The 12,535-nt window shown below is 72.3% G+C and carries 7 protein-coding genes; 3 read left to right on the forward strand and 4 right to left on the reverse strand.

From position 1 onward, the window contains the following. Positions 1-442 precede the first annotated feature (442 nt). Positions 443-991 carry a MarR family transcriptional regulator gene (locus AB0D59_RS47900; RefSeq protein ID WP_351744371.1) on the reverse strand — a complete coding sequence of 183 codons (549 nt, stop codon included), beginning with the start codon at positions 989-991 and terminating at the stop codon, positions 443-445. Positions 992-1,143: 152 nt separating this feature from the next. Between AB0D59_RS47900 and AB0D59_RS47905 the strand changes: the two genes are divergently transcribed. Next, positions 1,144-2,403 carry an MFS transporter gene (locus tag AB0D59_RS47905; protein ID WP_362578557.1) on the forward strand — a complete coding sequence of 420 codons (1,260 nt, stop codon included), beginning with the start codon at positions 1,144-1,146 and terminating at the stop codon, positions 2,401-2,403. Positions 2,404-2,610: 207 nt separating this feature from the next. Here the strand turns inward: AB0D59_RS47905 and AB0D59_RS47910 are convergent, their stop codons facing one another. Together AB0D59_RS47910 and AB0D59_RS47915 are read right to left on the reverse strand one after the other, a co-directional pair. Further along, on the reverse strand, positions 2,611-4,257 hold the full coding sequence (locus AB0D59_RS47910; protein ID WP_362578446.1) for a SpoIIE family protein phosphatase: 1,647 nt from the start codon (positions 4,255-4,257) through the stop codon (positions 2,611-2,613). 182 nt (positions 4,258-4,439) lie between these two features. After that, a complete protein-coding gene (locus tag AB0D59_RS47915) occupies positions 4,440-5,819 on the reverse strand; it encodes an NAD(P)/FAD-dependent oxidoreductase (protein WP_362578449.1) in 1,380 nt (459 codons plus the stop codon). A gap of 394 nt (positions 5,820-6,213) precedes the next feature. Between AB0D59_RS47915 and AB0D59_RS47920 the strand changes: the two genes are divergently transcribed. Together AB0D59_RS47920 and AB0D59_RS47925 are read left to right on the forward strand one after the other, a co-directional pair. Beyond that, positions 6,214-6,987: a helix-turn-helix domain-containing protein gene (locus AB0D59_RS47920; protein ID WP_362578451.1), complete on the forward strand. Its 774-nt coding sequence runs from the start codon at positions 6,214-6,216 to the stop codon at positions 6,985-6,987. Positions 6,988-7,304: 317 nt separating this feature from the next. Then, complete coding sequence (locus AB0D59_RS47925) at positions 7,305-9,191, forward strand: sigma-70 family RNA polymerase sigma factor (RefSeq protein WP_362578454.1); 1,887 nt, start codon at positions 7,305-7,307, stop codon at positions 9,189-9,191. Here the strand turns inward: AB0D59_RS47925 and AB0D59_RS47930 are convergent. Beyond that, complete coding sequence (locus AB0D59_RS47930; RefSeq protein WP_362578457.1) at positions 9,178-12,468, reverse strand: BTAD domain-containing putative transcriptional regulator; 3,291 nt, start codon at positions 12,466-12,468, stop codon at positions 9,178-9,180. The two genes, AB0D59_RS47925 and AB0D59_RS47930, sit on opposite strands and share 14 nt — an antisense overlap. Positions 12,469-12,535: the final 67 nt, after the last annotated feature.

Consider the following 12,535-nt stretch of genomic DNA (forward strand, 5'->3'; position numbering starts at 1 on the left):
GTTCTTGCGTTTCCGACTCTATCAGACCGTTTTCCGATCCGATTTCCTCGGCGCTTTCCAGGTTCCCGCTCTCGCGTTTCCCTTTCCGGCGGTTCCGACTCTATCAGATGCTTTCGGCGTCTGATTCCCGGTCAGCGGGTGTTGCCTTCCCGGCTGTTGGGCCGTTCCGACGTCTCAAACCTTAGCGGATCCGCTCCGCGATGCCCAATCGGGCCTTAGTGGCTCGACCGGACAGCACAGAGACCCGAAATCGAATTGAATTCGGGCACGCCGAAATCAACCCGGTCGGGAGATCGTACTGATGGTTTGGGTGCCGCTAATGCGGCGGAGGTGCTGCCGCAGAACCGTTACGGCCCCGTGGCAACCCGAAGAACTCTACGGAGCGGGCAGGGGGGTGTCAAGTACCCCTGTCAAGATTTTTTTCCCGCCTCCGTGACCTGCGTCAGTCCAGGTCGGTGAGGCGACCGCCGGCGTCGGGCTGGGCGTGCTCCACCCGACGCAGCAGCCTGGTGAGGACCTCGCCGAGCACACCACGCTCCGCCGGGGAGAGGTCCTGGAGCAGTTCCTCCTCGAAGACGGAGGCGAGGCGCATGGCCTCCAGCCACTTCTCGCGGCCCTCGGGTGTCAGCTCGACGATCACCCGGACGCGGTTGGACTCGTCCCGCTCCCGGGTGACCAGACCCTCGGCGACCATCCGGTCGATGCGGTGGGTCATCGCGGCCGGGGTGAGACCGAGCCGCTTGGCCAGCTCGCTGGGGCCCATGCGGTAGGGGGCGCCGGAGAGGACGAGGGCTTTGAGGACCTCCCACTCGGCGTTGCTGATGCCGAGGGCCGAGGTCTGGCGGCCGTAGGCGACGTGCATCCGGCGGTTGAGCCGGGACAGCGCCGAGACGACCTTCTCGACCTGGGGGTCGAGGTCCTGGAACTCGCGCTGGTAGGCGGCGATCTGTTCGTCGAGTGTCGGCTCGCCGGCGCCGGTGGTGTCGGCCATGCCCGCAGTATGGCACGAGCGAGCTTGGCATTGAAGTCCTTCGCCATGTAGTCTTTAGCTTCGAACTTTAGCTTCAAAGTCTTCAGACTTCAGCAGTCTGCTGACTTGACGACCTGAGAGAGGTGAACGTGACCAGGGCGATGGGCGCAGCGATGCGCCGGATCCACGTGGGCAACGCACTCAGCGCGTTCGGGCTGGGCTTCACCGTCCCCTACCTGTACGTCTATGTGGCGCAGGTGCGGGGGCTGGGTGCCATGACGGCGGGGTTCGTGCTCGCCGTCTTCGCCGTGGCCGCGATGATCGTGCTGCCGTTCGCCGGCCGGGCGATCGTGCGGCGCGGCCCACTGCCGGTCCTTCTCACCGCCTTGGTCATGGCCGCGATAGGGGCGCTGAGCCTGGGCCTGGCGGGACAGGCGGCGACCGTGCTGGCCGCGGCCGCACTGCTCGGGGCCGGGCAGGCCGTGATGCAGCCGGCGCTGGCGACGATGATCGTGGACTCCTCGACGGCGGAGACCCGGTCCCGTGCGTTCGCGACGCAGTTCTTCCTGCAGAACCTGGGGCTGGGTGTCGGCGGCCTCATCGGCGGCCACCTCGTCGATACGGCCCGGGTCTCCTCCTTCACCCTGCTGTTCGCGATCGAGGCGGCGATGTTCCTGCTGCTGGTCGTGGTGATGTCGACGGTGCGGATACCGCACGCACCGCGGATCGCGGGCGTTCCGGCCTCGGGCGCCAGGGGCGCCTGGCAGCAGCTGCTCAGGAACCGCGCGATGGTGCAGCTGTGCGTGCTGGGCTTTGTGCTGTTCTTCGCGTGCTACGGACAGTTCGAGTCCGGGCTGAGCGCGTACGGCGTCGAGGCGGCGGGGATATCGACGTCCGCGCTGGGCACCGCGCTGGCCGCGAACACCCTGATGATCGTGGTCGCCCAGTTCGCCGTGCTCAAGTTCGTGGAGCGCCGGCGGCGGTCCCGGGTGATCGCGGGGGTCGGGCTGATCTGGGCCGTGGCGTGGGTCGCGGCGGGGTACGCGGGGCTGGGACACGGCAGCCAGGAGATGGCGACGGCCGCGTTCGTGTCGACGTACGCGCTGTTCGGGCTGGGTGAGGCGATGCTGTCGCCGACGGTCGCTCCGCTGGTCGCCGACCTTGCGCCGACGGGGCTGGCCGGACAGTACAACTCGGCGTTCGCGCTGGTGAAACAGTTGGCGTTGGCCGTGGGTCCGGCGGTGGGGGGCCCGATGGGAGCCTCGCTGCAGGCGCCGTATGTCGTGACGTTCCTGCTGTTCTCGCTGGGGATCAGTGTGCTGGCGGTGCGGCTCGGCAGGCGGCTGACTCTCGCCCAGGACCAGCCGTGGATCGCCTCGAAGACCGTGGTCGTGGCACGGGGCGGAGCTACGGCGGAGTCCGTGTCCGCCTAGGGTGCCGCCGCGCCCACCCGTGCCGCCTTGGGCACCTGCCAGGCCCCAAGGCACTGAGGGGGACGCGACTGCCCGCAGCTGTGCAGGCCACGGCTGGGGAAGCGCCCCTTCGGGGGCGCGGGGAACTGCGCGCCCGGCCCGCACCTGGCGACAGCCAGAACTGGGCCTCCCCCTATCCCTTATCCCCTATCCCTTATCCCCTCTCCCTTATCCCTTCGGCAGTACGAACTCGCACCACACCGCCTTTCCACCCCCCGGTGTCCTTCTCGACCCCCACCCCGAAGCGATCGTCGCCACGATCGCGATCCCCCGGCCCGACTCGTCGCCCGGTTCCGCGCGGCGTCTCCTCGGCAGGTGGTCGTCGCCGTCCGTCACCTCGATGATCAGGCGGCGGTCGGTGCGGCGGAGCCGCAGCCGCATGGGTGGGGTGCCGTGCTGGAGGGAGTTGGCGACCAGCTCGCTCGTGGCGAGGACGCCCAGGTCGTGGAGTTCGACCGGGAAGCGCCAGCTGGTCAGCACGCCGGAGGCGAACGCACGCGCGCGTGGTGCCGCTTCGACGCCGCCGAGGAGTTCCAGCGCAGCGTTGCGGAACAGCTCGCCGTCGGGACCCGTACGGGCCGGGTGCTGGAGGACCAGGACGGCGACATCGTCGTCGTGGTCGGCCGTGACGCCGGCCGAGCGGACCAGGCGGTCGCAGATGACCTGCGGGGTGCCGGTGGCTCCCGCCAGCGCGCGTTCGAGCGCGGCGATGCCCTCGTCCAGGTCCTCGTTACGGCGTTCCACCAGGCCGTCCGTGTAGAGGACGGCCGTGGAGCCGGGGCCCAGCGGTACCGAACCCGACGTGTGGATCCAGCCGCCCGTGCCCAGTGGCGGGCCGTTCGGCTCGTCGGTGCGGAGCACGCTTCCGTTCTCGTCGCGAACCAGGATCGGCAGGTGGCCGGCCGAGGCGTACACCAGCCGGCCCTCGTTCGGGTCGTGGACGGCGTAGGCGCAGGTGGCGATCTGATTGGCGTCGATCTCGGTGGCGAGGCCGTCGAGGAGCTGGAGGACCTCGTGCGGGGGGAGGTCCAGGCGGGCGTAGGCGCGGACCGCCGTACGGAGCTGGCCCATGACGGCCGCCGCGCGGACGCCCCGGCCCATCACGTCGCCGATGACGAGTGCGGTGCGGCCGCCGCCGAGGGTGATGACGTCGTACCAGTCGCCGCCGACCGCGGCCTCGGTGCCGCCGGGCTGGTAGGTCGCGGCGATGCGCAGGTCGTCCGGTTGTTCGAGTTCCTGCGGGAGGAGGCTGCGCTGGAGGGTCACGGCCGTCTCGCGCTGGCGGCGCTCGCTGGCGCGCAGCCGCTCGGCCGCCTCCGCGTGGTCGGTGACGTCGGTAGCGAAGAGGAGGACGCCGCCGTCCTGGTCGCCGTTCTCGGCGACGGGTGTGCAGGTGAACGTGTAGGTGCGGCCGTCGAGCGCCTTGCGTGACTTCAGGGTGCGGGGCTTGCCGCTGCGCAGGACCTGGTCGAGGAGGGGGAGCAGACCGAGTTCGGCGAGTTCGGGCAGGGCCTCGCGGGCGGGGGCGCCCGGGGGCCGTACGCCGAAGGCCGTCGTATAGGCGTCGTTGACGTACGCGATGTGGTGGTCGGGGCCTTGGACGAGGGCGACCAGGGCCGGCACGCGGTCCAGGACGTCTCGGGCGGGCAGCTCGTCGACGGCGGGCAGACACGGCGAGTCGTCGGTCAGCTGTTCGACGCGGGCAGCGGGCACGGAGCCTTCCCCCCGTCGGTCCGGGGGGACCGCGTGCTCGGTCCGCGCTGCGGCGCGGCGCTGCGTTCCGGGGAGCCGGGCGCTCCAGCGCGTGAAGTTCACGAATCCTTGCCTCGTGTCGTCGTCTCCGGCCGGCTAACGGGAGCGGCCGGGAGCCGGGGGAAGTCCCCCGGTGCAGTTCTGGGGAGAAGCCTTGTGCTCGGTCGGGGGGCATTCTGGCAGGGTGGCCGTCGGCGGCGACATCCGTCAGACGCCGGGGCGGGCCGTGGAGTTCCTGAGTTCCGTCAGGACGACCCGTTCGAGTCGTCGGAAGGACTGTGAGGAGGCTTTCCACCGGCCGCGAGTTCGAACTCCGCTCGGGGATGTTCGAGTGATCCGAGCGAGACGATCTCCCGTTTGAAGAGCCCGGAGAGGATCCATTCGGCGAGCACACGGGCCTTGCGGTTGAAGGTGGGCACCCTGCTCAGGTGGTAGACGCGGTGCATGAACCAGGCAGGGTAGCCCTTCAGCTTGCGCCCGTAGACCTGGGCGACGCCTTTGTGCAGTCCCAGAGAGGCGACCGAGCCGACGTAGGCGTGGGCGTAGGTGTCGAGGGGTTCACCGCGCAGCGCGTGGACGATGTTGTCGCCGAGGACCCTGGCCTGGCGGACCGCGTGCTGTGCGTTGGGGGCGGTCTCGGTGCCGGGTTCGGCGGCGGTGACGTCGGGAACGGCGGCGGCGTCGCCCGCGGCCCACGCGTGGTCGACGCCGTCGATCGTCAGCTCGGCGGTGCACTTCAGCCGCCCGCGCGCGGTGAGCGGAAGATCGGTGGCCGCGAGCACGGGGTGCGGTTTGACGCCGGCCGTCCACACGAGCGTGCGGGCCGGGAAGCGCTGGCCGTCACTGAGGACGGCGATGCGGTCGACGCAGGATTCCAGGCGGGTGCTCAGCAGCACCTGGATGTTGCGGCGGCGCAGCTCGGTGACGGTGTAGCGGCCCATCTCGGGGCCGACCTCCGGCAGGATCCGGTCGGTGGCCTCGACGAGGATCCACTTCATGTCCTCGGGCTGCACGTTGTGGTAGTACCGCGTGGCGTAGCGGGCCATGTCCTCCAGTTCGCCGAGGGCTTCCACGCCCGCGTAGCCGCCGCCGACGAAGACGAAGGTGAGGGCCGCGTCGCGGATCGCGGGGTCGCGGGTGGAGGAGGCGATGTCCATCTGCTCGATGACGTGGTTGCGCAGGCCGATGGCCTCCTCGACGGTCTTGAAGCCGATGCCGTGCTCGGCGAGACCGGGGATGGGCAGCGTGCGCGCGATCGAGCCGGGCGCGAGGACCAGTTCGTCGTATTCGAGGAACGTGGCGCCTTTTCGCTCCTCGGCGGTGGCGAGGGTGGTGACTTCGGCGGTGCGCTTGGCGTGCTCGACGGACGTCACCTCGCCGATGACGACATGGCACCGGTCCAGAACGCGCCGCAGGGGTACGACGACATGACGAGGGGAAATCGAACCCGCGGCCGCTTCGGGAAGGAACGGCTGATACGTCATGTAGGGATCGGGGGTGACGACAGTGATGTCGACCTCGTCCCGCCTGAGCTCCGCCTTCAGCTTCCGCTGGAGCCGCAGGGCCGTGTACATCCCGACGTAGCCGCCGCCGACAACGAGAATGCGCGCACGTTCCTTCACCATCCCATGACGCACCCGTGACTGTTGTTTGTCCACAGCCCCGGCAATTTGTGTGACCGGCGGGCTGCTGTGCGGGGTGCTGGGCGCGCGGCCGGAGCCGGACGAAAGGGGCCAGGTCAGCGGGGGCGGACGAGGGGGCGCGAAGGCAGCGAATCGGGATGTAAGCGACCCGTACTCCGATCGGGGGGCGCTCCGTGCGGAACGTCCCCCTTCTGAATTGACAGCCTCTCAACTATGTTCGTGTGTCGACGGGGTGTAGAGGGTGTGGCCGAACGGTCCGCGACGGGCGGGTTCGCCCGGCCGGCGGTCCATGGATCGGCGACAGTTCCACTCGCTCCGGCTTTCACAGTGCGGGGAGAGTCTCCGGGGGGAGACGTCATTAACCGGGGGAACACAGATGCATATTCAGGACACACATTGGTCATCGGCTTCCGCCCTCGCGACGGGCGGCACAACGGTGAGCGCGGCGACGGGCAACGGACGTGGCGACGGGCCGCGTACGACGCCGCTGCGGGTGGACGCACAGCGCAATCTGGAGCACGTGCTGCGTGCGGCACGTGAGGTCTTCGGCGAGCTGGGTTACGGCGCGCCGATGGAGGACGTGGCGCGGCGGGCGCGGGTCGGGGTCGGCACGGTGTACCGGCGCTTCCCCAGCAAGGACGTGCTGGTCCGGCGGATAGCCGAGGAGGAGACCTCCCGGCTGACCGACCAGGCGCGGACCGCGCTCGGGCAGGAGGACGAGCCGTGGTCGGCGCTGTCGCGCTTCCTGCGGACCTCGGTGGCGTCGGGGGCGGGGCGGTTGCTGCCGCCGCAGGTGCTGCGCGTCGGGGTGCCGGAGGAGGTCGGCGGTTCCGGGGCCGGGGCCGACGAGGCCCGGGTGCCGCAGCAGCGGACGCAGTCGGGCGCCGCCGAGTTGCGGCTGGTGCCGGAGGAACGGGAGCCGACGGCCGGCGCCGACGACGACTCGGGAGCGGCCGCGCTGCTCGAAGTCGTCGGGCGGCTGGTGGAACGGGCTCGCGCGGCGGGTGAGTTGCGGGCGGATGTCTCGGTGTCCGACGTGCTCCTGGTGATCGCCACGGCGGCACCCTCGCTGCCGGATCCGGCACAGCAGGCGGCGGCTTCGTCGCGGCTGCTGGACATCCTGCTGGAGGGGCTGCGGTCCCGGCCTTGACGGTGCCGTGACGGTGCCCTGTGCTTGGCCGGGCGGCGCAGCAGCATGTGCCCTCGATGGCCGTGGGCTGATGCGGATGGACTGTGGCCGGTCTCGCCCACGCGGCGGAGCCGGACATTGGCAGGGCCTCGCGCCCCTTGCAGGGGCGCGACTCCCGCCGGTCGGTGCTTCCCCTTCAGGGTGATCGTCAGTACACCGCGCTGGCAAGTGCGCTCGGACGAGTGGTAGGTCCGTCGCGCGGGGGCTGAACAAAAGCCAATGTGGCAGTCTGACCCGGTGATTCGGTCGGGTTGGGCAGGCATCGGGGGCGTTCCGCGATGAGCGTTGACGGGTGGGACGAGTCCGCCGGTGAGGAACTGACCTCGCCGCAGGTGCCCAGCCAGGGCGGGCGGCCCGGTGTTCCGCCCGTCGGCGAACCGCCGGAAGGGAACGTTCCGGCACAGCGGAGCGGGAGTCTGCTGCCGCCGCCCCGGGAGCTGCCGCCCGCCGACAGCCAGTTGATCGAGCGGATGCGGGGTGGCGACGACTCGGCGTACGAGGAGTTGTACCGGCGGCACGCGGACGCGGTACGGCGGTACGCGCGGACCTGCTGCCGGGACGGGCACACCGCGGACGACCTGACCGCCGAGGTGTTCGCCCGGATGCTGCAGGCGGTGCGCGGCGGGGCCGGGCCCGAGTACGCGGTGCGCGCCTATCTGCTCACCTCCGTACGGCGGGTCGCCGCGCAGTGGATCAAGTCGGCCCGGCGTGAGCAACTCGTCGACGACTTCGCGCTGTTCGCGGCGCAGTCCTCGCGCGGCTCCGAAGTCACCGACACCACTGGGTCCATTGGCTCCTCCGGAGCGGGGCTCGACCTCGGCGCCGATGTGCGGGCGATGCACGAGGCCGAGCAGTCGATGGCGATGCAGGCCTTCCGTTCGCTGCCCGAGCGCTGGCAGGCGGTGCTGTGGCACACCGAGGTCGAGGACGAGTCGCCGAGCGAGGTGGCCCCCCTGTTCGGGCTGGATGCCAACGGCACCCGCGTCCTCGCCAGCCGGGCCCGTGAGGGGCTGAAGCAGGCCTACCTCCAGGCCCATGTGAGCGCCTCTCTCATCGACGACGAGGAGTGCGCCCGCTACGCCGACCAGCTCGGCGGCTACGCCCGCCGCAAGCTGCGCATCCGCGCGGAGCGGGGGCTGCGCAAGCATCTGGAGGAGTGCGCCAAGTGCCGGCTGGCCGCCGCCCAGATCGAGGAGGTCGCCGCCGGTATCCCGGCCGTCGTACCGGTCGCGGTCATCGGCTGGTTCGGGGCCGCCGGGTACGCCAAGGCGCTCGGGATCATCGCGGGCGGGGCCGGAGTGGGGGCCGCGGGCGCGGCCGCCGCGGCGGGCGGTTCGTCCGGCGGGGCGGGCGGCGGGGCCGGTGGTGCCGCGGCCTCGGAGGGACTGGGGGCGCCGGTGAAGGCCGGTATCGCGGCCGGGGTGGTCGCGGTGGCCGCCGCCGCGCTGGCCCTCGCCCTGGTGAACGACAGCCACCCGACCAAGGCGGTGGCCCGCCCCACCCCCTCCGCGCCGGTCGTCGAGCCCGGGACACCGACCCCGAGCCCCGCCCCGCCGAAGCGGGCGCCACGACCCCAGCCGGTCGTCCTCGCCCCGGAGCCGACCCCCACACCCACCCCGAGCCCGACCCCGACTCCGAAGCCCACCCCGAGCCCCAGGCCGACCCCCACGCCCACGCCGACCCCGAAGCCGACCCCCACTCCCACCCCGACGCCCACGCCGCCGCCCGCCCCGGTCGTCTACCAGTGGAGCGAGCTGCGCTTCGACGTCACCGGCGACGGCACCCAGCCCGAGATGCGGCTCGGCGAGAGCAGCTGGGTGTGGCAGCGGTACGGGGTGACGGTCGCCGACGAGCGGTATGCGAACGGCGTCACCGTGCACGGCCGGTCCTCCGTCACCATCGACCTCAACCGCGAGTGCACCGCCTACGACGCGATGGCCGGCGTCGACGACATGACGCTCGGCCTCGGCAAGGTCGCCTTCGCCGTATACGCGGACGGGGAGCGGCTGTGGCAGTCCGGGACGGTCGAGGGCGGGCAGGCCGCCGTGCCCGTCCATGTGAACCTCGCCGGGCACCGGACCGTGCGTCTGGTGGTCGAACCGGGGACCGGCTTCGACTCGGTGGCGCTCGCCGACTGGGCCGACTCGAAGTTCACCTGCCGGTAGCGGTGCCCGTGGGCGTCCTGCTCAGCTCGCGCAGGACGTCCTCCTCGGTGAGGGACGCACCGCGCAAGCACTCGGCCGCGTAGCGCTCCGGGGTCAGCACCGCGCGGGCGGCCGCGTCGATCTCCACGGCACGGGTCGCCTCCGGCTCCGGTCGGACGCTGCCGACCCGCCAGTGGTCGGTGGCGGCGAACAGCCGTACCGCACCCGCCAGATCGCCGAGCCGGGCCAGCAGGTCGGCGCCGACGTCCACCAGCGCCGCCGTGATCGCCTCGGCGCACCGGGCCTCCATCGCCTCGCGCAGTCCCCCGGTCAGGATCGGCAGCCCCTGCCGTGGGCCGTGCTCCATCGCCGTGATCAGGGCATCGACCGCGTGGAACCCCGCCATGAACTGCGGTGGCGGGTTGCCGCCCAGCGTCGCGGCGCGGGCGGCCTCGCAGAACGCGCGCGCCTGGGCCAGATCCCCCTCATGCTGGGCCATGTGCGCCCGCAGCAGCGCCACGAACGCCTGCGACTCCGCCACCCCGTACCGGTCGGAGGCCTCGCTCGCCCGGTCCAGGGTGGCGCGGGCGGTCGCCCGGTCGCCGGAGCGGTAGGCGATCTCGGCTAGCCGAGCGATCAGGAACGGCGTCTCGGCGTACGCGCCGACCTCGTGGGCCAGCCGCAGCGCCTCCTCGTACTCGGTCTCGGCCTCCGTGAACAGGCCGCGCGCCATGGCCGCCTCACCGGCCGCGCTGCACACCTGTGCCCGCATCCAGCGGTCCCCGACGCGCCGGCTGAGGATCCGCAGCTCCGCCAGGTCCTCGTCGACGCCCCGCAGATTGCCCGGCGAGTCGACCATGACATGGGCGCGGTACATCAGGGTGACGCCGATCTCCCAGTCGCCGCCGTACACCCGGCAGTTGGCGACGACGGCGGCCATGTCGGGGCCGACGTCCACCGAGCTGCCCAGGAACCAGGCGGTCAGCGGCCAGATGATGCCCGGCAGCCGGGCGGCCCGAGGACCGCCCGCCTCGAAAGAGCCCCGGACCAGCGCGACATACTTCGGGGCCCGCTCGTCCGTCACCAGGCCGGCCGAGGGGGACTCGGACGCCAGGAGCAGGCCGAACAGCCGCAGGTCCATGCGCAGCTCGTACAGCGGGTGCCCGGTGCCGGCGTCCGGAGCGGCCAGCAGCGCGCCCACCGGGTCCGCCGCTTCGGCAAGCGCGCGCAGTTCCTCCGGGCCGGCGCCGTCCGGCAGGGCGTCCCGGGCGACGCCCAGGCGCAGCACCGCGCCCATCCAGTCCATGGCCTCCAGGCGGTAGTTCCGCAGCCACCAGAACCAGCTGACGGCGAGGACGATCCGGCCCGCCAGCGCCTCGTCGCCCGCGTACACCGCGCGGTCGAGGGCGGCGCGGATGTTGTCGAGGTCGGTCTCCAGGCGGCGGATCCACGGGAGCTGCTCCCCGGACCGGAGCTTCGGCGCCGCCTCCTCCACCAGCGCCCGCACCCAGGCGCCGTGCCGGCGCTCGGCCGCCGCGCGCAGCCCCGGGACCTCGGCGGCACGCTCGACGGCGTACTCGTGGATGGTCTCCAGCATGCGGTAGCGCATACCGCCGGTGCCGTCCGGGCCGTCCGGGGTGGCGACGACCAGGGACTTGTCGACGAGCGCACCGACGAGGTCGGCGACGGGGCCGGTGCACACGGCCTCCGCGGCCGCGAGGTCCCAGCCGCCGGCGAAGACGGACACCTCGCGCAGGACCGTACGCTCCCCCTCGTCGAGCAGGTCCCAGGACCAGTCGACGACCGCGCGCAGGGTCTGCTGGCGGGGCAGGAGCGTGCGGCTGCCGGAGGTGAGCAGGCGGAAGCGGTCGTCGAGCCGGTCGGCGATCTGCCGGGGCGTCAGCAGCCGCAGCCGGGCCGCCGCGAGCTCGATGGCGAGCGGCAGTCCGTCCAGGCGGCGGCAGATCTCGTCGACCGCCGGCCGGTCGCCCGGCGCGCCACGGGCGTCAGGACGGACGGTGGCGGCGCGCTCCTCGAAGAGCCGGTGCGCCTGCTCGAGGGCGAGCGGCTCGACCGGGCGGACCGACTCACCGGGGACACCGAGGGGTTCACGGCTGGTGGCGAGGATCGTGAGCCCCGGGCAGCGGGTGAGCAGGGTTTCCGCGAGGGCGGCCGCCGCTTCGATGACATGTTCGCAGTTGTCAAGGATCAGGAGTTGGCTGCGCCGCGCGCAGTACTCGACGAGCAGGGCAGTGGGGTCGGCCTGCGGGGCCGCCAGCTCGTTGGTCATGAGCACGGTCTCGCGCAGACCGAGCGCACTGACCACCGCGCCTGGCACCGCCTCCGGCCGCTCGAGCGGGGCGAGCTCGACGAGCCATGCCTGCGGGAGTCCGGCGGCGGCCTCCTCGGCGAGACGGGTCTTTCCGGAGCCGCCCGGTCCGGTGAGGGTGACGAGGCGGGCCCTGTGCAATTCGGAACGAACCGAGTCGAGTTCGGGTTCCCGGCCCACGAAAGAGGTAAGCCGTGGACGCCGGTTGCCGACGCGGGGCGGGTGTGCGCCCGGCGGGGTCGGCTCCTGTCTCAGCAACGACACGTGCAGGGACTTCAGTTCCGGGCCGGGGTCGGCGCCGAGGCCGTCGGCGAGGGTGCGGCGGGCGGTCTCGTACGCGGCGAGGGCGTCCGCCGGCCGGCCGGTGTCGCGCAGGGCGCGGATGAGGAGGGCGTGCAGCGGTTCGTCGTACGGGTGCGCCGTGGTCAGCTCGGTCAGCTCCGGTACGGCGTCGGAGGCGCGGCCGAGGCGGAGGGCGGCGTCGGCGCGGGCACGGACGGCCTCCAGCCGGAGCGCCTCGGGGCGGGCGGCGGCCGGCCCGCGGTCGGGGAGGTCGGCGAGGGCGGGACCGCGCCACAGGGCGAGGGCCTCGGTGAGGACGCGGTGGGCTGTCGCCGGGTCGCCGATGGTCAGAGCCTGGGTGCCTGTGCGTACCTGCCGCTCGAAGACGTGCAGATCGATGTCGTCCTCGGTCGCCGCCAGGCGGTAGCCGCCGGGGCCGGACGTGATGGTGTCCTTGCCGAGAGCACGGCGGAGCCGGCCGACAAGGGCCTGGAGGGCGGCCGGGGCGTCCTGTGGCGGGGCGTCGTCCGCCGCCCAGACCTCCTGGATGAGGGTCTCGGGGGTGAGGGTGCGGCGGGGGTGAAGGGCGAGGACGGTGAGCAGCGCGCGGAGGCGGGAGCCGCCGACGGGTATGGGGGTGCCCCGGTCGTCAGTCGCCTGGGTCACACCCAGAATTCGGTACCGCACCGGGTCATTGTCGCGGGGGCGAGATGGTGAGGCACGGGGTTTCCCGAGCGTGGCCCGGGGTGGAGGT

The sequence above is a fragment of the Streptomyces sp. NPDC048417 genome, assembly GCF_040651615.1.
Classification (GTDB): Bacteria; Actinomycetota; Actinomycetes; order Streptomycetales; family Streptomycetaceae; genus Streptomyces.